Origin of the sequence: Serratia sarumanii (assembly GCF_029962605.1) — a bacterium.
Taxonomy (GTDB): Bacteria; Pseudomonadota; Gammaproteobacteria; order Enterobacterales; family Enterobacteriaceae; genus Serratia; species Serratia sarumanii.
In genome coordinates, this window is record NZ_CP124750.1 from 3,581,136 (window position 1) to 3,600,042 (window position 18,907).

The 18,907-nt window shown below is 61.7% G+C and carries 14 protein-coding genes, 5 tRNA genes and 1 other RNA gene; 11 read left to right on the forward strand and 9 right to left on the reverse strand.

Annotated elements, in window-relative coordinates; genetic code table 11:
• The 3 genes from SSARUM_RS17030 to gltX form a co-directional block, all read right to left on the reverse strand.
• Positions 1-76: transfer RNA gene (locus SSARUM_RS17030), tRNA-Ala, on the reverse strand.
• A gap of 169 nt (positions 77-245) precedes the next feature.
• Positions 246-599 (reverse strand): GNAT family N-acetyltransferase, encoded by a 354-nt coding sequence (locus SSARUM_RS17035; RefSeq protein ID WP_197413420.1) that lies wholly within the window; start codon positions 597-599, stop codon positions 246-248.
• A gap of 150 nt (positions 600-749) precedes the next feature.
• Complete coding sequence (gene gltX / locus SSARUM_RS17040; protein WP_015378659.1) at positions 750-2,165, reverse strand: glutamate--tRNA ligase; 1,416 nt, start codon at positions 2,163-2,165, stop codon at positions 750-752.
• Between the two features lie 294 nt (positions 2,166-2,459).
• Here gltX and SSARUM_RS17045 point away from each other — a divergent pair.
• The 9 genes from SSARUM_RS17045 to SSARUM_RS17085 all read left to right on the forward strand — a co-directional run bounded on the left by SSARUM_RS17045 (position 2,460) and on the right by SSARUM_RS17085 (position 7,369).
• Positions 2,460-2,535: transfer RNA gene (locus tag SSARUM_RS17045), tRNA-Val, on the forward strand.
• A 28-nt stretch (positions 2,536-2,563) separates the two neighbouring features.
• Positions 2,564-2,639 (forward strand) — tRNA-Val (locus SSARUM_RS17050).
• A 38-nt stretch (positions 2,640-2,677) separates the two neighbouring features.
• Positions 2,678-2,753, forward strand: a tRNA-Val gene (locus tag SSARUM_RS17055).
• Positions 2,754-2,760: 7 nt separating this feature from the next.
• Positions 2,761-2,836: transfer RNA gene (locus SSARUM_RS17060), tRNA-Lys, on the forward strand.
• A 75-nt stretch (positions 2,837-2,911) separates the two neighbouring features.
• Positions 2,912-3,035, forward strand: a non-coding RNA gene (locus SSARUM_RS17065) — RtT sRNA.
• A gap of 195 nt (positions 3,036-3,230) precedes the next feature.
• Complete coding sequence (gene fepB, locus SSARUM_RS17070) at positions 3,231-4,238, forward strand: Fe2+-enterobactin ABC transporter substrate-binding protein (RefSeq protein ID WP_060430403.1); 1,008 nt, start codon at positions 3,231-3,233, stop codon at positions 4,236-4,238.
• 214 nt (positions 4,239-4,452) lie between these two features.
• Positions 4,453-5,508 (forward strand): Fe(3+)-siderophore ABC transporter permease, encoded by a 1,056-nt coding sequence (gene fepD / locus SSARUM_RS17075; protein WP_033635435.1) that lies wholly within the window; start codon positions 4,453-4,455, stop codon positions 5,506-5,508.
• Positions 5,508-6,545 (forward strand): iron-enterobactin ABC transporter permease, encoded by a 1,038-nt coding sequence (gene fepG, locus SSARUM_RS17080; protein WP_060430405.1) that lies wholly within the window; start codon positions 5,508-5,510, stop codon positions 6,543-6,545. Before fepD ends, fepG begins: the two co-directional genes overlap by 1 nt.
• A gap of 17 nt (positions 6,546-6,562) precedes the next feature.
• Positions 6,563-7,369: an ABC transporter ATP-binding protein gene (locus tag SSARUM_RS17085; RefSeq protein WP_041038072.1), complete on the forward strand. Its 807-nt coding sequence runs from the start codon at positions 6,563-6,565 to the stop codon at positions 7,367-7,369.
• A gap of 37 nt (positions 7,370-7,406) precedes the next feature.
• Here SSARUM_RS17085 and fes read toward each other — a convergent pair whose 3' ends face one another.
• The gene (fes, locus tag SSARUM_RS17090; protein ID WP_039564863.1) at positions 7,407-8,690 is read right to left on the reverse strand and encodes an enterochelin esterase; all 1,284 of its coding nucleotides are present in this window, start codon (positions 8,688-8,690) and stop codon (positions 7,407-7,409) included.
• Positions 8,691-8,967: 277 nt separating this feature from the next.
• On the opposite strand from fes, the gene SSARUM_RS17095 reads away from it, so the two are divergent.
• Positions 8,968-11,130, forward strand: coding sequence for a TonB-dependent siderophore receptor (locus tag SSARUM_RS17095; RefSeq protein WP_060430407.1), 2,163 nt, complete (start codon positions 8,968-8,970; stop codon positions 11,128-11,130).
• Between the two features lie 35 nt (positions 11,131-11,165).
• Here SSARUM_RS17095 and SSARUM_RS17100 read toward each other — a convergent pair whose 3' ends face one another.
• The 3 genes from SSARUM_RS17100 to budA all read right to left on the reverse strand — a co-directional run bounded on the left by SSARUM_RS17100 (position 11,166) and on the right by budA (position 15,392).
• Positions 11,166-12,752 (reverse strand): ABC transporter substrate-binding protein, encoded by a 1,587-nt coding sequence (locus SSARUM_RS17100; RefSeq protein WP_041036166.1) that lies wholly within the window; start codon positions 12,750-12,752, stop codon positions 11,166-11,168.
• Between the two features lie 142 nt (positions 12,753-12,894).
• Entirely contained in the window at positions 12,895-14,580 is a 1,686-nt protein-coding gene (gene alsS / locus SSARUM_RS17105; RefSeq protein WP_033635442.1) for an acetolactate synthase AlsS, read from the reverse strand.
• A gap of 32 nt (positions 14,581-14,612) precedes the next feature.
• Positions 14,613-15,392 (reverse strand): acetolactate decarboxylase, encoded by a 780-nt coding sequence (gene budA / locus SSARUM_RS17110; protein WP_033635443.1) that lies wholly within the window; start codon positions 15,390-15,392, stop codon positions 14,613-14,615.
• A 451-nt stretch (positions 15,393-15,843) separates the two neighbouring features.
• Between budA and SSARUM_RS17115 the strand changes: the two genes are divergently transcribed.
• Positions 15,844-16,746, forward strand: coding sequence for a LysR family transcriptional regulator (locus SSARUM_RS17115; protein WP_060430408.1), 903 nt, complete (start codon positions 15,844-15,846; stop codon positions 16,744-16,746).
• Here the strand turns inward: SSARUM_RS17115 and eutC are convergent.
• Together eutC and SSARUM_RS17125 are read right to left on the reverse strand one after the other, a co-directional pair.
• Complete coding sequence (gene eutC, locus SSARUM_RS17120) at positions 16,725-17,516, reverse strand: ethanolamine ammonia-lyase subunit EutC (protein ID WP_060430410.1); 792 nt, start codon at positions 17,514-17,516, stop codon at positions 16,725-16,727. The two genes, SSARUM_RS17115 and eutC, sit on opposite strands and share 22 nt — an antisense overlap.
• A complete protein-coding gene (locus SSARUM_RS17125; protein WP_033649833.1) occupies positions 17,513-18,898 on the reverse strand; it encodes an ethanolamine ammonia-lyase subunit EutB in 1,386 nt (461 codons plus the stop codon). Before SSARUM_RS17125 ends, eutC begins: the two co-directional genes overlap by 4 nt.
• Positions 18,899-18,907 lie beyond the last annotated feature (9 nt).

Here is an 18,907-nt window from a genome sequence, read left to right on the forward strand (position 1 = left end):
TGGTGGAGCTAGACGGGATCGAACCGTCGACCTCTTGCATGCCATGCAAGCGCTCTCCCAGCTGAGCTATAGCCCCGTTCCACAATCACTTTGTGCTGTGAACGGGGCGCATAATATGAAACCCGCTCTAAGCTGTCAACGGCTAAATTGAATTACTGAATCAAGCGTTGAAAAAGCCGCCAAATCAGCGCGTTTGCTACGAAATATTGCTCGTTTCGGGCAAAAATGCAGCGCCTGCGCCAACTCTACTTAACCAGGTACATGCCTTCGCTGGCCGGGCGGCTGAGCTTGAAGCCAAACTTTTCATACAGCGACGGCACGTCGGCCATCAGGGTGATATAAGCACCCTGCGGTGCGGCCCGTTCCAGATAGGCCATAATATGGCTCATGATCTGGCGCCCCAATCCTTTCCCCTGGTGTTCGGGATCGACCGCCACATCAACAATCTCGAAATTCAGCCCGCCATCGCCCACCACACGCCCCATGCCGACCACCAGCCCCGACAACGTGATTTGCACGCCGTACAGGCTGTTGGGCAACGCACGTTCGGCGCCCGCACGCGGCCGCGCCGACAGGCCGGCAACCTGCCGCAGCCGCATAAAATCGTCCACCGGCGCCACTTGCTGTTTCACGCTATACAAGATGCCTCCTTAATATTCCTCACCGTTTGCTTTAGCCCATTGAGTGTAGGCGGAAAAAAAGCCCCGGGATCGCTCCACGGGGCTTTTTCTTTAAGGCGCATCAGCCAATCAGGCTTGCGCTTCGCGCTCGGCGATGTAAGCCAGCGCCATGTCGATGCGCTGCAGCGAACGCTTCTGGCCGATCGCATGCACGGTCACGTCCATGCCCGGCGACTGACCGGCGCCGGTCACCGCAACGCGCAGCGGCATGCCGACTTTACCCATGCCAACACCCAGCTCATCCGCCGTGCCCTGAATGGCGTCGTGCACGTTTTCCGGCGTCCAGACGGTGATGGCGGCCAGCTTGGCGCGCACCGCTTCCAGCGGCTGACGCGCCACCGGGCGCAGGTGCTTCTTGGCGGCGTCGGCATCGAACTCGCTGAAGTCTTCATAGAAGTAGCGGCAGGACTCCGCCATCTCTTTCAGCGTTTTGCAACGCTCGCCCAGCAGCTTGACGATGTCTTTCAGTTCCGGGCCGTTGCGGGTTTCAAGGCCCAGTTGCTCAACGTGCCACGCCAGATGCACCGCCACTTCTTCCGCCGGCATATGGTTGATGTAGTGGTGGTTCAGCCACTGCAGCTTCTCGGTGTTGAACGCGCTGGCGGATTTGTTGATCGCTTCCAGCGTGAAGAACTCTTTCATCTCATCGATGGAGAAGATCTCCTGATCGCCGTGGGACCAGCCCAGACGCACCAGGTAGTTCAGCAGCGCCTGCGGCAGATAGCCGTCGTCGCGGTACTGCATAACGCCCACGGCGCCGTGACGCTTGGACAGTTTTTTACCGTCGTCGCCGAGGATCATCGACACGTGTGCATATTCCGGCACCGGCGCGCCCAGCGCTTTGAGAATGTTGATCTGGCGCGGGGTGTTGTTGATGTGGTCTTCGCCGCGGATCACGTGGGTGATTTCCATGTCCCAGTCATCGACGACGACGCAGAAGTTATAGGTTGGCGAACCATCGGTACGGCGGATGATCAGATCGTCCAGCTCCTGGTTGCTGAATTCGATCGGGCCGCGAATTTTGTCGTCGAAAATCACCGAGCCTTCCTGCGGGTTGCGAAAGCGCACCACGTGCGGCTCGTCGTCGGTGTGGCTGCACTGGCTGTCGCGGCAGTGGCCGTCGTAGCGCGGCTTCTCGCCGTTTTCCATCTGCTTCTCGCGCAGCGCTTCCAGACGTTCCTTGGAGCAATAGCATTTATAGGCAGTGCCCTGCTCCAGCATCTCGTCGATGACCGCGTTGTAACGATCGAAACGCTTGGTCTGGAAATACGGGCCTTCATCCCAATCCAGGTTCAACCAGTTCATGCCATCCATAATTGCGTCGATCGCGTCCTGGGTGGAGCGTTCCAGATCGGTATCTTCGATACGCAGAACGAACTCACCGCCCGCATGGCGGCTGAACAACCAGGAATAAAGTGCGGTACGCGCGCCGCCGACGTGAAGATAGCCGGTCGGGCTCGGTGCAAAACGGGTTTTGATTTTCATTGGGTTCACTGCCTTATTACGCAACGCGTGTCGGCGGTTGCCGACGATTGCTCGGAATTGAAAAAAGAGTGGACGACATTGTAACACCACGCGCTAATTCCTCAACGCCGACACGATATTGCGCCGGTCGATTTCGCGCGTTTTGCGGCGAGTTTCGCATAGCGTTGCGCAAAGAATCGGCGCCGCTGGCGATAATTATCGCGCCCTGCCTAAATTTGCGGCGAACGATTGAAATCATTTTAAAAACCGTTGACTCACTTTGAACTATCCCTATAATGCGACTCCAACAAGACGGGGCGATTAGCTCAGTTGGTAGAGCATCTCCTTTACACGGAGGGGGTCGGCGGTTCGAGCCCGTCATCGCCCACCATCTTGTTGAGAAAAATGAGAACGAATGAGGGTGATTAGCTCAGTTGGTAGAGCATCTCCTTTACACGGAGGGGGTCGGCGGTTCGAGCCCGTCATCACCCACCATCATTCTCTCGTTTAGCAGTGCCTGGAAGTCCTGAAGTGGGTGATTAGCTCAGTTGGTAGAGCATCTCCTTTACACGGAGGGGGTCGGCGGTTCGAGCCCGTCATCACCCACCACTTCTGCGGGTCGTTAGCTCAGTTGGTAGAGCAGTTGACTTTTAATCAATTGGTCGCAGGTTCGAATCCTGCACGACCCACCAATTCAGAAAAAAGCGCCTTTTGGCGCTTTTTTCGTTTCTGCGCCACCCAACTCTGACTTCATCTTCTCGCAGGCATAGTTTACCGAGTCGTGAAGGATGAAGAACCGTAGAGGTTCGAGCATCGCGCAGCGATACGACAACGCGCAGCGTTGCCCGCAGGGTGAGGCCAAAGGCCGAATCAATCCTGCACGACCCACCAATTCAGAAAAAAGCGCCTTTTGGCGCTTTTTTCGTTTCTGCCGATCGATATCCCTTTCTTCTTCATTCACCACACGCTGAGATACGAATGGTTATCATTTTGCCGGCTTGGATGGTAAATTAGCGGGCATCCACCACGCAGCCAATCCGTCGCCGGATTGATAAGCCTTAGTTCAAGGAAAGAAAGAGCCCGCTCATGACCCTATCCTTACGCCAGCTGTTCATTGCATTTATCGCCACTTCCAGCCTGCTGCTCAGCGGCTGCGGCCCGGACGACAAGAGCGACGGGCAGAAACCGTCCGCCCCCGTTGCCGACAGCAGTTGGCCGCGCACCATCGACAGCGCCAAAGGGAAATTCACGCTGGAAAAACCACCGCAGCGCATCGTGTCCACCAGCGTCACCATCACCGGCACGCTGCTGGCTATTGACGCCCCGGTGGTCGCCAGCGCCGCCACCAGCCCAAATCCCCTGGTGGCCGATAAGCAAGGCTTCTTTACCCAGTGGAGCGAAGTGGCCAAACAGCGCCACGTCGAACGGCTGTATCAGGTGGAGCCCAATGCCGAAGCCGTCGCCGCCGCCGCACCGGATTTGATCGTCGTCGCCGCCACCGGCGGTGATTCGGCGTTGAAGCTGTATGACCAGCTGTCCGCCATTGCGCCGACGCTGGTGCTCGACTATGGCGACAAAAGCTGGCAGCAGCTGGCCAGCGAGCTCGGCGAGATCACCGGCCATGAAGCCGGCGCCAAACAGGCGGAGGATCGTTTCGAACAGCGCGTGGAGCAAGTGAAGCAGGCGATCGCGCTGCCGCCGCAGCCGACCACTCCGCTGGTGTATGCCGACAACGGCCGCGAGGCCATGCTGTGGACGCCGGGTTCCGCCCAGGGCAAGTTGCTGACCCAGCTCGGCTTCCAGCTGGCCACCCCGCCGGAAAGCGCCAAAGGCAACACCAGCATGGGTAAACGCCATGACATCATCCAGATCTCCGGCGAAAAAATGGCCGAAGGCCTGAACGGCAAAACGCTGATCCTGTTCGCCACCAACGAGCGCAAAGTGCAAGAGGTGCTGGCCAACCCATTCCTCAAACATCTGGAGCCGGTGGAACAGCGGCACGTCTACGCCGTCGGCAACGACACTTTCCGTCTCGATTACTACAGCGCCACCAACATGCTGAACCAAATCGAACGGCTGTTCAAAAAGCCCTGAACCACGCCGTCGGCAGGCCAGCCTCCTGCCGACGTTTGCCATAAACAGGGCAACCGTTCACATTCAATCAATTGAAATATCAATAGTTATTAACATCGTCACCGCACCTGCGCCACCAACCGGCGGGTGCATGCGGGCGTAAACTCGTGCTACTATTAGCGCCCGCATGAACGCAAATAACAATGAGAATAAAAATCATACAGGAGTTACCGGTGTGAACGTACCCACTCCGACTGAGCGGACGCTTTCGTCCGCACCGCACGCAGCTTACGCCAGTGGCTTCAAACGCATCGCCGGGTTCGGTATCGGCTTGGCGCTGTTGCTGCTGTGCATCATTGCCAGCCTGATGCTGGGTTCCAAAGCCATCCCCTTCCATACCGTCTGGCTCAGCCTGCAGGGCGCCGCGAGCGGTTCCGACAGCACCATCATTCTCAACGCCCGGGTACCCCGCACGCTGGCGGGCATCTTGGCCGGCATGGCGCTCGGCGCCGCCGGCGCGCTGATTCAGGCGTTGACGCGCAATCCGTTGGCCGATCCCGGCGTGCTCGGCATCAACGCCGGCGCCAGCTTCGCCGTGGTCATCGGCATCATGTTTTTCGGCGCCGCCACCACCGAAAGCTATATGGCCTACGCCTTTGTCGGCGCCGCCCTCACCACCCTGCTGGTCTATCTGATCGGCACGCTGGCGGGCGGGCGCATCAACCCGGTGCGGCTGACGCTGGCCGGCGTGGCGATCGGCGCGGTGCTGCTCGGCATCACCACCGGGCTGTCGCTGATCGATCCGCAAACCTTCGACCAACTGCGCTTCTGGCAGGCCGGTACGCTGGATATCCGCACGCTGTCCACGCTGCCGGTCACCGCCCCCGCCATTTTGCTCGGCTGCCTGCTGACGCTGCTCATCGCCCGGCCGCTGAATACCATCGGCATGGGGGAAGATCTGGCTATCGCGCTCGGCGCGCGCGTGGTGCTGACTCAGGTCATCGCGGTGATCGCCATCACGCTGCTGTGCGGCGCGGCAACCGCCACCGTCGGCCCAATCAGTTTCATCGGCCTGATGGTGCCGCATATCGCCCGCTGGTGGGTCGGCCCCGACCAGCGCTGGATCCTGCCCTACTCCATGCTGCTGGCGCCGATTTTACTGCTGTGCGCCGACGTGGTCGGCCGTCTGCTGGCGGCCGGTGAGCTGCGGGTTTCCATCGTGGCGGCCTTCATCGGTGCGCCGGTGCTGATCTGGCTGGTACGCCGCAAGAAAACGCTGGGGGGGCTGTGATGAGTCTGCCCCACACGTTGCATATCGGCCGCCCGGACGGCGTCATCAACTGGCGCATGCCGCTGCGCCTGCTGTTGGTCAACCTTTCGCTGCTGGCGCTGTGCCTGGCGATGGCCGTTGCCGCGCTGTGCTACGGCACGCTGCAGCTTTCGCTGGAACAGGTCCTTGCCGCGCTCAGCGGCGAGGCGCCGAAAAATCTGGTCACCGTGGTTACCCAATGGCGCTTGCCGCGTATCGCCATGGCGCTGCTGTTAGGCGCCGCGCTCGGCATGAGCGGCGCCATCTTCCAGTCGATTATCCGCAACCCGCTCGGCAGCCCGGACGTGATTGGCTTTAACATGGGGGCTTACACCGGCGCGCTGATCGCCATCACCCTGTTCAACGGCGGCTATTACTACATCGCCGGCGGCGCGCTGGCCGGCGGCATTCTCGCCGCGCTGGCCATCTACCTGCTGGCCTGGCGGCAAGGCATCGCCGGCTTCCGGCTGATCATCGTCGGCATCGCCATCAGCGCGGTATTGGTCTCCACCAATACCTGGCTGATCATTACCGCCTCGCTGGAGCGCGCCATGGACGCCGCCATGTGGCAGGCCGGTTCGCTCAACGGCATGACCTGGCAGAAAGCCCAGCCTGCCACGGCGTTCATCGTGCTGGCGGCCGCGGCCGCGCTGCTGATGGGCAAACGGCTGCAGCTGCTGGAAATGGGCGACGACACGGCGCGCGCGCTGGGCGTGAACGCCGAAGGCAGCCGGCTGTGGCTGATGCTGTTCGGCGTCACCCTCACCGCCGCCGTCACCGCCACCGCCGGGCCGATTTCCTTCATCGCGCTGGCGGCGCCGCAGATCGCCCGCCGCCTGGCCGGCCAATCCTCGGTCACCCTGACGTCCTCGGCGCTGATGGGCGCGGCGCTGCTGATCGGCGCCGACGTGGTGTCCCAACATCTTTTCGCACCGATCCAACTGCCGGTCGGGGTCGTGACCGTCTGCATCGGCGGCCTGTACCTGATTTGGCTGCTCATCCGTGAGGCCCGCAGATAATGAAGAATGACAATGCCATGAGCCACCGCCTGCACGCCTCGCACCTGAAGCTGGGCTACGACAATAAAATCATCGCTGACGATCTGAGCGTGGCGATCCCCGACGGCGCCTTCACAGTGATCGTCGGGCCGAACGCCTGCGGCAAATCGACGCTGCTGCGCGCCCTGTGCCGTCTGCTGAAACCCAGCGCTGGCGAGGTGATGCTGGACGGCAAAAACATCAGCAGTTTCGCCACCAAGGCGCTGGCGCGCGAGCTTGGGCTGCTGCCGCAAACCTCTATCGCACCGGACAGCATTACCGTGGCGGATCTGGTATCGCGCGGCCGCTACCCGCACCAGAGCCTGCTGAAACAGTGGACGCAGGCCGACAAACAGGCGGTGGAAGCCGCCATGGCGGCCACCAACGTCGGCCAGCTGGCGGACCGCAGCGTCGACGAGCTGTCCGGCGGGCAGCGCCAGCGCGTCTGGGTGGCGATGGCGTTGGCGCAGCAAACGCCGCTGCTGCTGCTGGATGAACCGACCACCTATCTGGACATCGCGCATCAGATCGAGCTGCTGGATCTGTTCCGCCAGCTCAACCGCGAGCACGGCCAAACCCTCATCGCGGTGCTGCACGATCTCAACCACGCCTGCCGCTATGCCGATCACATCATCGCTATGCGCGACGGCAAGATCGTGGCGGAGGGGAAACCGGCGGAGATCATCACCGCCGAGCTGGTGGAACGGGTATTCGGCATGCCGTGCATGATCATCGACGATCCGCTGTCCCACACGCCGCTGGTGATCCCGCGCGGCCGCTACCACTGCGACACGCCGCAGGCATGAAAAAGGCCGGGTTAGCCCGGCCTTCGTTTATCCATGACTAGGGAGCCAACAGCGCCCGCAATCCGTCGAGCAAACCGCCGCGCCAGCAGACGGCATCATGCCCGCCGGCGAATACGCGATAATCGACCCGATGCCCCGCCTCCACCAGCGCCCGATGCATTTGGCGATTGACCTGATGAATATCCCTCTCCCCTTCACCGGCTTCCTGAAAGACGCGCAGCGGCGTCGCGGCGCACAAGCCCCGCCGCACCTGTTCAGTCAACCAGCCGACGTCGGCGTCATACTCCTCAGCCGGGTTAATCATCGCTTCAATATGCGGCCACCAGAAAGAACCCGACTGGGTCAATACGCAGCCGAAACGCTGCGGCCAATGCAACCCGGCATACAACGCCGCCAACCCGCCGTAACTCTGCCCCGCCACCACCGTGCGCTGCGGATCGTCGCTGTAAGGCGCACGCGCCGCCACCTGCGGCAGCAGCTCCTCTTGCACCGCCCGCCAGAAAGCCGCATTGCAGGCCAATTCTTCCGCACGCCGCGCCATGTCTATCACGTCGATAAACAGATAAAGCGCCGACGGCAGCCTTCCGTTAAGCGTCTCGGCGTCCAGTGCGGAAAAAATCGGTATGCCATGCAGCCAAAATTGCCCGTCCAGCAGTACGACTAACGGGCGGTCTTCCCCTGCGCCGGTGGCGTACAGCCAGATGTTGCGTCGGTTAGCCAATCGTTCGCTGTGCCAAAAGAAGTGCTGCAAACGCCCAGACGCGGCGGGCAATGCTTGCCCGGCGTCCAACGCCCGCCACGCTGATTGATCCGGCGCCGCCGGCAAATGTATCGCAGACAACGGGAAGCCGCGGCTGCTGCAGTGTGGCGCCACCGGATTGAGCGGATCATGGCGCATCAACGGAAACAACGAACACCACCACTGACGCTGCTGCTGCCGACGCTGAGCCGCATCGCCGGTAAAAGCGGGCGGCAGTTGCGCCGTCTCAATGGGTATAAAACTGTAACTGCCTCGCCAATCTTCGCGAACAGTGAACTGCCACCACCAAATATCGCTACCCGGCCGGCGTTCCAGACTCTGTGGCGAAGGGCTGTGATGGTCGGTCACGCAGTTGATATCGACATACACCTTTTTAATCGGCGAGCGCCGTTCATCACCCCACGGGTCGCGCCAAAAAAAGGTAACGCGCACCTGCGCTGCGGGCAGCGATTCGACGAGCGGCGTTCCCAACTCCGCGACCTGACGCCACCAATCTTCTCCGCCGAGATCGGGCCTTTGCAGCAGGTTGAGCACCAGGCCATCGGCATGAAGCGAATGCATTTTTCCTTTTTCCCCTGTTCACCGCACCCGGCGTTTTTTGTTTTCTTGAATAATGCAAATGGTATTGAGAATTATTTGTATTTTCAATAAAATGTAACCAATTATAAATCAACGCGCCTGAGGTCAACAAGGCCACTTCGAAGCGTGGCTCTGCAAAACGGTAAGCGATTCGTCCACCGTTCATTTATGGCAAGGAACTGCGCAGCCCTTCTCGGCGGCGCCAAATGAAAAAAGACAGCAATAGCTTGATATAAAATTGTTTTTTAAGGGATGAAAAATGTCAGAACACCCCCAAAATACCGCCAATCAACCTCTGCGTCACCCAGTCGCCAAGCTCTTGCTGACCTCAGCCATGCTGCTGGCGCCGGGCGTACAGGCCGGAACCGACAACGTTGAGCGTGATATCACCGTCGTCGCCGGCGCACAGGAAAACGTCACCGCGCCGCTGCAGGGCATCGTCGCCAAAGAAAGCGCGGCGGGAACCAAAAGCGCCGCGCCGTTGGTAAAAACGCCGCAGGCCATCACCGTCGTCACGCGCGATCAAATGGATCAGCAGGATGCGGCTTCCGTCGCTCAGGCGCTGCGATACTCCAGCGGCGTCGTGGCGGAATACCGCGGCACCTCTAACCGCAGCGACGAAGTGATCGTACGCGGCTTTCGTTACGCCCCAAAATATCTGGACGGCCTGAGCTATCAAAGCGGCCAGATCGACCCCTGGCTGCTTGAACGCGTTGAGGTGGTGCGCGGCCCGGCTTCTGTGCTGTACGGCCAGGCCAACCCGGGTGGGCTGGTGGCGATGACCAGCAAGCGGCCCGTCGCCCAGGCTATTCGCAAACTGCAATTGAGCGCGGGCAACCTGCATCAAGGAGAGGCCGCTTTCGACTTCGGCGGCGCATTGGACGAAGATGCCAAACTGCTGTATCGCCTTAACGGCATCGCCGGCACCAAAGAGACCGGTATCAAAGATCACAAGGAAAAACGCTTCGCCATCGCACCGGCGCTGACCTATATCGCCAATGAAGACACGACGTTCACCCTGTTGACCAGCTATCAAAAGGAACCGGAGAACGGCTACCGCAACTTCCTGCCGACCTCCGGCGTGGCGATCAAAAGCAGCGCCGGCTATCTGCCGTATGATTTCAACGTCAGCGATCCCGGTTTCAATCAGGCTCGCCGCGAACAAACCTCGTTCGGCTATATCTTCGAGCACTATATTAACGACGTTTTCTCTTTCCAGCAGAACATGCGTTACACCACGGTGGATGAACGTTACAAATATCTGGTGTTCATGTCGCAAGCCAAAAACAGCACGCTGCTGCAGCGCCGTCCGCAAAAAGATATCGTCAAATCCCATGAGCTGGGGTTGGATAACCAACTGAAAGCGCAATTCAGCACCGGCGACGTCGAGCACAGCGTGTTGACCGGCCTTGACTACAAGTGGAGCAAGGTCAATACCCAAAACTGGCGCGGCGACAGCGCGGGCTATTTCCTCGACTGGACTCGGCCGGTTTACGGCATGCCGGTCAACGAAAGCGCATTGCCGAAGGTCACCGATAACCGCAAGGTGCTGGACCAACTCGGCGTTTATCTGCAGGATCAGATGAGCTACGGCGGTTGGAATTTGTTGTTGTCGCTGCGCAACGACTGGACCGAGCTGCGCACTCAGGACATGTTGAGATCCAGCGACAGTCAGCAAAACGACACCAAGCTGACTGGCCGCAGCGGCCTGCTGTACGCCTTTGACAACGGCATTGCCCCGTACATCAGCTACAGCACATCGTTTGAACCCAACCTCGATACCGGCGCGCCGGGCACCGATCCGTTCAAGCCCACCACCGGTGAACAAACCGAAATCGGCGTGAAATTCCAGCCGAAGAACAGCAACACGCTGCTGACGCTGGCGTTGTTCGATCTGACGCAGAAAAACGTCAGCTCCACCAACCCGGTAACCAAATACAAGGAGCAGATCGGCAAAGTGCGCTCCAAGGGGCTGGAAGCCGAAGTGCATTCACAGCTCACCCCGGCCATCGCGCTCATGGCGGCCTACACCTATACCGACATCGTTACCAAAGAAACCTATGTCGACGATCAGCGCGGCAAGACGCTGGTGATGGTGCCGACGCACGCCGCCTCCGCCTGGGGAACCTACAGCTTCCTGCAAGGGCCGCTGAAAGGCTTCTCCACAGGCGCTGGGGTACGCTACAACGGCGCCAGCCAAGGCAATGCGACCAACACCTACAAAGTGCCGGCCTTTACGCTGTATGACTGGATGGCGCGCTACGAATTGGCAGAAGTGGCTCCGAGCCTGGCAGGCGCCGCGCTGCAGGTTAACGTCAACAACCTGACCGACAAGCATTACGTTTCGTCCTGCGGCGGCGTGGACGCCTGTTTCTACGGCAGCGGCCGCACCGTCACCGCCACGGTCAGCTACAGCTGGTAAAACCTTTGGGCGCCGCATTGCCGCGGCGCCCTGCTTTATTTCTCCAGCGACACCTGCTTGAAGATGTGTTTGCCGAACGGGTCAATCTCGTAGCCTTTCACTTCCTTGCGCACCGGTTCGAAGATGGTCGAGTGCGCGATCATCAGCGCCGGCATCTGATCGTGCATCATCACCTGCGCCTGCTGGTACATCGCCACCCGCTTGGCGTGATCGTTCTCTTCGCGCGCCTGCAGGATCAGCTGGTCGAACGGTTTATAGCACCATTTCGCCGAGTTCGAACCGCCGAGCGAAGCGCAGGTGAACAGCGGCCCGAAGAAGTTGTCCGGATCGCCGTTGGCGGTGGTCCAGCCCATCAGCGCGGTCTGATGCTCGCCGTTTTTAATCCGCTGCAAATATTCGCCCCACTCGAAGGTGACGATTTTGGCGCGTACGCCGATCTTGGCCCAGTCGGCCTGGATCATCTCCGCCATACGCTTGGCGTTGGGATTGTAGGGCCGCTGCACCGGCATCGCCCACAGATCGATGTCGAACCCCTGCCCCAGCCCGGCCTCCTGCAACAGCTGCTTCGCCCGCTCCGGCGAATACGGGTAATCTTCAAGCTGCGCGTTGCTGCCCCACTGGGTCGGCGGCAGCAGATTCTTGGCCGGCTGGCCGGCGCCGTGGAACACCGCCTCGATGATCGCCGGCTTGTTGACCGCCAGCGCCAACGCCTGGCGCACCTTGACGTTATCCAACGGTTTCTTCTGGGTGTTGAACGCCAGGAAGCCGATATTCAAGCCGGATTTTTCCATCACCTGAAGGTTGCCGTCCTGCCGCATGCGCGCCAGATCCGCCGGATTGGGGAACGGCATCACCTGACACTCGTTCTTTTGCAGCTTGGCGTAACGCACCGTCGCATCCGGCGTGATCGAAAACACCAGCCGGTCGATCTTCGGTTTGCCTTCCCAGTAACGATCGAACGCCTTGTAGAGGATTTTCGCGTCTTTCTGATACTGCACCAGTTGGAACGGCCCGGTGCCGATCGGATCGTTGTCCACCCGCTGCGGCGTACCGGCCTTCAGCATCGCGTCGGCATATTCCGCCGAAAAAATGGTGGCGAAGTACATGCCCAGATCGGCGACGAACGGCGCCTCGGCACGGGAGAGCTCAAAGCGCACGGTGTTGTCGTCCACCTTGACGATCCGGTCGATCAGCGTGCCGAACTCCATCGACTCGAAGTTGGTGTAGGCGCCGTTGGAGACCTTGTGATACGGGTTGTTGGCGTCCTTTTGCCGCATAAACGAGAAGATAACGTCATCGGCGTTGAAATCGCGGGTGGGCGTGAAATATTTATTGCTCTGGAATGCCACGCCCTTGCGCAGGTGGAAGGTATAGCGCTTGCCGTCCTCGCTCACCTCCCAGCTTTCCGCCAGGCTGGGTTGCAGCTCGACGGTGCCGGGTTTGAAGTCCACCAGCCGGTTGTAGATCGCCGCCGAACTGGCGTCCACCGTGGTGCCGGAGGTGAACAGCTGCGGGTTGAAGCCTTCCGGCGAGCCTTCGGAACAGTAGACCAGCGTATTGGCCCGCGCGCCGCCGGCAATCGCCAACGCCAGCAGCCCGATCGTTATTGCTTTTCTTTTCATTGCGCTATCCCCAGTGGTGAAAAAACAGCCCAACGGTTAGCAATAAATCATGCGGTTAGCGATGTAAAGGACAAATTCCGCGCATAAAAACGGGCAGGCGCGCATGCGGCCTGCCCGGTGAAACGGCGCGAGGATAATGAAATTAAATCATCTGGCTGAAGTTCATCTGCGCCATCAGCTTATAGTTGTCGGCGTAGTCGACCGGAATGGCCACCACCACCGGCCCCTGGATCGCCATCGCCTTGCGCAGCATCGGCCGCAGATCGTCCACCGACTGCACGGCGAAACCGACCGCGCCGCAGGATTCCGCGTAGGCCTTGAAGTCGATTGGCCCAAACTCCACGCCGGATTTGCGCTGGTATTTGTTCACTTCCTGCATCTCCACCATGTTGTAGGCGTTATCGACCCAGATGACGTGCACGATGTTGTTTTTCAGCCGCACCGCGGTCTCCAGCTCCATGCTCGACTGCATGAACCCGCCGTCGCCGGAGATCGACACCACTTTATCGCCAGGGCGCACCAGCGCCGCGCCGATGGCCCACGGCAACGCCACCCCCATGGTTTGCTGGCCATTGGAGATCAACAGCTGACGGGCGCGGAAGCTGTACAGGTAACGGGCGATCCAGATATGGAAGCTGCCCATGTCCACGCACAGGGTTACGTCGTCGCTGACGATGTCCTGCAGCTCCTTGACGATGCGCAGCGGGTGGATCGGCATGCCGCCGCGGCGCGCGGCGCGCTCCGCCAGTTCCGTGCGTTGGCGGCCGAGATCGGTGAGGATCAGCTCCACCTCCGGCGGCACGCAGACCGCCTCAGTGAACGTTTCGGTCATCATGTTCAGCGTGGCGCTGATGTTGCCCACCAGCTCGACGTCCGGCCGATAGCAGGTGTCGATATCCGCCGGCAGCACGTCGATGTGCACCAGTTTCAGCCGCCCGTGGCTGTTCCACATGCAGGGATCGTATTCGATCGGATCATAGCCGACGCTGACCACCAGATCGGCCTTCTGCAACAGCTGATCGGCCGGCTGGTTGTTGAACAGGCCGACGCGGCCGGCGAAACGGGCGAAGTGGTTGACGTCGATCACCCCCGCCGCCTGATAGGTGCCGACCACCGGCATATGGGTGCGGTACAGCAGATGACGCACCGCCTCGCTGTTCTCCGGCCGGCTGGCCTGCAGGCCGAGCAGCAATACCGGGCATTTGGCCTGGCGGATCAGTTTCACCGCCGCCTGAATGTCGTCCGCCGCGGCGGCCCCCATGCGCGGCAAGCGGCAGCCGGCCAGCACCGGCGCGCTCACCGGTTCATTGACGATATCCATCGGCAAGCTGACGAACGACGCCCCCGGCCGGCCGAACTCGGCGCGGCGAAAGGCGTTGGCGATCACTTCGGAAATTGCCGAACCGGCATGCACTTCGGCGCAATACTTGGTCACCGGCCGGAACATGCTGACGGTATCCATGCTCTGGTGCGTCTGCTTCAGGCTGTCGGCGCGCTTCACCGCCCCGCCGAAGGCCACCACCGCGTCCCCTTCCGAAGTGGCGGTGGCCAGCCCGGTTATCAGGTTGGAGCTGCCCGGCCCGGAGGTAACCAGCGCCACCCCGGCTTTACCGGTCAGGCGGCCGACCGCCGCCGCCATAAAGGCCGCGTTGGCCTCATGCCGCACCACCACCGTTTCAATCGATGGCGCGTCCTCCAGCGAGTCGAACACCCGATCGATCTTGGCGCCCGGAATGCCGAAAACGTGTTTGACGCCCTGCGCTTCCAGGTTTTTCACCACCAAATCGGCGCCGCATTGCCAGTCATTGCCTGTTTTTTCCTGTGCCATGGTTCCACCTCCTAAGAAAACGATCGCCGGGGTTAGCCCTCGGCGGAACGAATCGCGCGATCCAAATCCTCTGGGCAGAGGTTGGCGCGCAAGAAATCCGCATCATGCGGCAACTGAAGATTGAGACGCGTGATGACGCCGAACTGCAGACGACCATGATCGAGCTGGTAGTCCAGCACGTGGCCGCCGCCGCTGCGGTCGTCGGTAACGAAGTGTTCGTGATAGCCGGCCACGCCGATGCCCTGCATGTAATCCGGCGAGCGGAAACCAACCAGCGTGCCGCGCCGCTGATGGAACGAGAAGGTCGGCTGCTCTTCTATCGCCTCCAGCATCGGGCGGTAGGGCCGCTCCTGGCGCGGCACGGTGCGGGTTTCCACGTGGCTGAACTCGCCGTCGACCCGCACCGCGCAAAACAGGTTCGGCGAGGCGACCTGCTCGTCGATGCACTGGTGCAGCTGCGCCTTGGTGATCGGCCGGTCGAACTGCTGGCTGACGCTGGGCTGGAAAAAGGTGACGACGGCGAAGGGGGTTTGCTGTTGCAGGCCGGCCGGCCGGGCGCTGCCGTCGGCGCGCAGCTGGTGTATTTCCTGGTCGAAAGCGATCAGTTCGCCGTCCAGGTGATTGAAGGTGCCGAGGCCGAAATCGCCGTGCTTGAGCAGCTCGGCAATGGTGGTTTCACCCTCGTAGACCCCGTCGATGAGCGCGCTCATCAGCGAGATTTGATAGATTTCGCCCTCCCCGGCGTTGATCGACTGCCTGGCAAAACCCTGCGCCAAATGGCGCGCACAGGCACACCCGTGTTTTTCGTTCATGACTGACTCCTCCACCAGCGCGAAACCGCGGTTCCGCGCGTTCAAAAGACCCACCGACGGTGAGCCAAGATGCCCCCCAAGGCGCGTTCATCAGTTGGAACGATTCAGCCTGAGGCGACAAAAAAACCGGCACGGCTGGCCGGCCGATAACCAGGCATCAAATCAGAATGAGATAAAGTAAAGGCTTACTAATCATTAAGACTGAACCGGTTATCAAATTGAACGGTTAATCTGGTGTTGGAGCGACAATCAACTCCGCAGGCGGCTCACGCGGCCTGGGAAAAACATCTGCTATTTGGTGCTAAGCGCCGCGAGGTTTATGCGTTTTCTCTCTATGCGGCCGGGATGGGACGGCGCCGAAGCCCGTCGTCAACCCGCAGCCAGAGTAGCCGCCGCGCCGCCGGCAGAGAAGCGGGTATTCATAAGAAACGCTTTTGCATATAATGCAAAAATGAATGACGCCCGCTATGTAGAACATCTGCCAATTTTTCTCGACGTCGCCCGCCTGGGCAGCTTTTCCGCCGCTGCGCGCCGGCTGGGCATGGTGCCCTCCTCGCTGGTGCGCCACATCGATGCCCTGGAAAGCGCGCTCGGCGCCGCGCTGTTCGTGCGCTCCACCCGTGGCCTGCTGCTGACCGACGCCGGCGAGCTGCTGCTGACGCGCGCCGCCGCGCTGATGACGGAAATCACCGGCCTTCGCGCCGAGCTGAGCGCGCTGAACGAAACGCCGCAGGGCACGCTGCGCATCAGCTGCCTGCCAACCTTCGGCAAAACCTATGTGCTGCCGCTGCTGCCGACGCTGGCGGAACGCTACCCGCAGCTGTCGGTCGACCTCGATCTGACCGAACGCCAGACCGATCCGACGCAGGAGCGGCTCGACGCCGCCCTCCGCATCGGCGAACAGAAGGACAGCGCGCTGTATGCCAGCCGCATCGCCACCCAACGCTGGGTGATGTGCGCCAGCCCCGCCTACGTCGCCCGCTATGGCCTGCCGGCCGATCTGGAAGCGCTGCCGCAGCATCGGCTGATCGCCCGCTACCACAAGCAGCAGCCGGCCTGCTGGGCGCAGATCCTCGACGCGGCGCTGATGAACCGCTGCACCATGGCGCTGCGCTGCGACGACTTCACCGCGCAGCGCCAGGCCGCGCTGCTCGGGCTCGGCATCGCCTTTCTGCCCAACTGGGTGGTGGGGCCTGACGTGCAGCACGGGCAACTGGTGCAGATGCTCGAAGATCCGCGCCATGAGCAGCAAGGCATCTATCTGCTGCGCCCGATGGCGAAGGTGTCCGCCCGGCTGGCGGCCTTCACCGCCCTGCTGCAGCAAACCCTCGGTCAGCCGCCCAACTGGGGGTAAAGCGGCGTTACCCGGCCGCGCAGCGCCGGGTTGTCACTCTCGTCTTTCAGTTCGACGCCGGTCAGCCGGCGCTGGAACGCCTGCTCCAGCAGCCAGGCCAATTTGAACGCCGCCTGCGGGTAATCCAGCCCCTCGGGGCGCACGTTGGAGATGCAATTGCGCTCGGCGTCCGTTCTGTGCGCGTTCGGCCCCCAGGTCATATAGACACCCAGGCTGTCCGGCGACGACAGCCCCGGCCGTTCGCCGATCAGCACCGCCACCGCCCGGGCCTGCAGGCATTCGCCGATCTCATCCCCCAGCGCCACCCGCGCCTGATGCGCCAGCACCACCGGCGCAACGGTCAGCCCCAGCGTATCGAGATAGGGCCGCAGCGCCTGCAGCAGCGGCAGCGCCTGGCGGTGCACCGCCTTGGAGGAGAGGCCGTCCGCCACTATCAGCAGCAGATCGACGCGGCGCGATGGCGAACCGAGCAGCAGGCTGCGGCTATCCGACGCCAACCGCCGCCCCAGATCCGGCCGGCGCAGATAGGCGGCGCGGTCGGCGGCCTGGCTGTGCACCGCCAGCGTGGGCCAACCGGCATCGTGCAGATCCGCCGCCAGCCGCTCGCTGTCGAAAGGCTGATGCACCGCGTCGCGCGCCTGGGCATGAGCCAGGCCGAAGCGCAGCAGTTCGTCAGTCGGCAGGCTGGCGCCGGTGCGCCCCAGCGCGATGCGCGCATCGGTAAAGGCGCGCAGCGCGTCCCAGCTGTTGGCGTGAACCGGTTTGCTCATGTGCGTTCTCCCTGCAGCGCCAGCAACAGCGGATGATTGGCGGCAGCATCGCGCAGCCGCCCGCGTTCGTCGGTGATGTTCATCGCCGCCAGCCAGGCGGCGAACTCTGGCGCGTGCTTCAGCCCCAGCAGCTCGCGGATATAGAGCGCGTCATGGAACGACGTGCTTTGGTAGTTGAGCATGATGTCGTCCGCGCCCGGCACGCCGATCAGGAACGTTAACCCGGCGGCGGCCAACAGCGTCAGCAGCGTGTCCATGTCGTCCTGATCGGCTTCGGCATGGTTGGTGTAGCAGACGTCGCAGCCCAGCGGCAGCCCGAGCAGCTTGCCGCAGAAGTGGTCCTCCAGCCCGGCGCGGATAATTTGCTTGCCGTCATACAGGTATTCGGGGCCGATAAACCCTACCACGGTGTTGATCAGCAGCGGCGAGAAATGGCGCGCCACCGCATAGGCGCGCGCCTCGCAGGTTTGCTGATCGACGCCGTGATGGGCATTGGCCGACAGGCAGCTGCCCTGCCCGGTTTCGAAATACATCACGTTGTCGCCCAGCGTGCCGCGCCTGAGGCTCAGCGCCGCCTGCTGCGCTTCCGCCAGCAGCGCCAGATTAATGCCGAAGCCGCGATTGGCCGCTTCGGTACCAGCGATCGACTGAAACACCAGATCCACCGGCGCGCCGCGCTCTATCAGCCGCAGCGTGTTGGTCACGTGGGTCAGCACGCAGGATTGGGTGGGAATGGCAAAGCGCTGGATCACGTCGTCCAGCATGTAGTTGAGCTTTTCCAGCAGCGGCAGGCTGTCGCTGGCCGGATTGATGCCGACCACCGCGTCGCCGCTGCCGTACAACAGGCCGTCCAGCATGCTGGCGGCGATGCCCTGCAGGCTGTCGGTCGGGTGATTGGGCTGCAGCCGCACGCTGAGGTGGCCCGGCAGGCCAATCGTATTGCGAAAGCGCGTCACCACCCGGCACTTCTTGGCCACCAAAATCAGATCCTGATTGCGCATGATCTTGCTCACCGCCGCCGCCATCTCCGGCGTGATGCCGGCCGCCACCTGCGCCAGCATGGCGCTGTCCGCCTGCTCGCTCAACAGCCAGTCGCGAAAATCGCCGACCGTGAGGTGCGAGATGGGCTCGAAGGCGGCGGCATCGTGGCCGTCGATAATCAGGCGCGTCACCTCGTCCTGTTCGTACGGCACCAGCGCCTGCTGCAGGAACGTCTTGAGCGGCAAGTCCGCCAGCGCGATGCGCGCCGCCATGCGCTCTTCGGCGCTGTGCGCCGCCACCTCCGCCAGATAATCGCCGGAACGCGCCGGCGAAGCCTTCGCCATCAGTTGACGCAGATCGCCGAAGCGATAGCCGCGTTGGCCCACCGTTGCCTGATACATAGCCCCCTC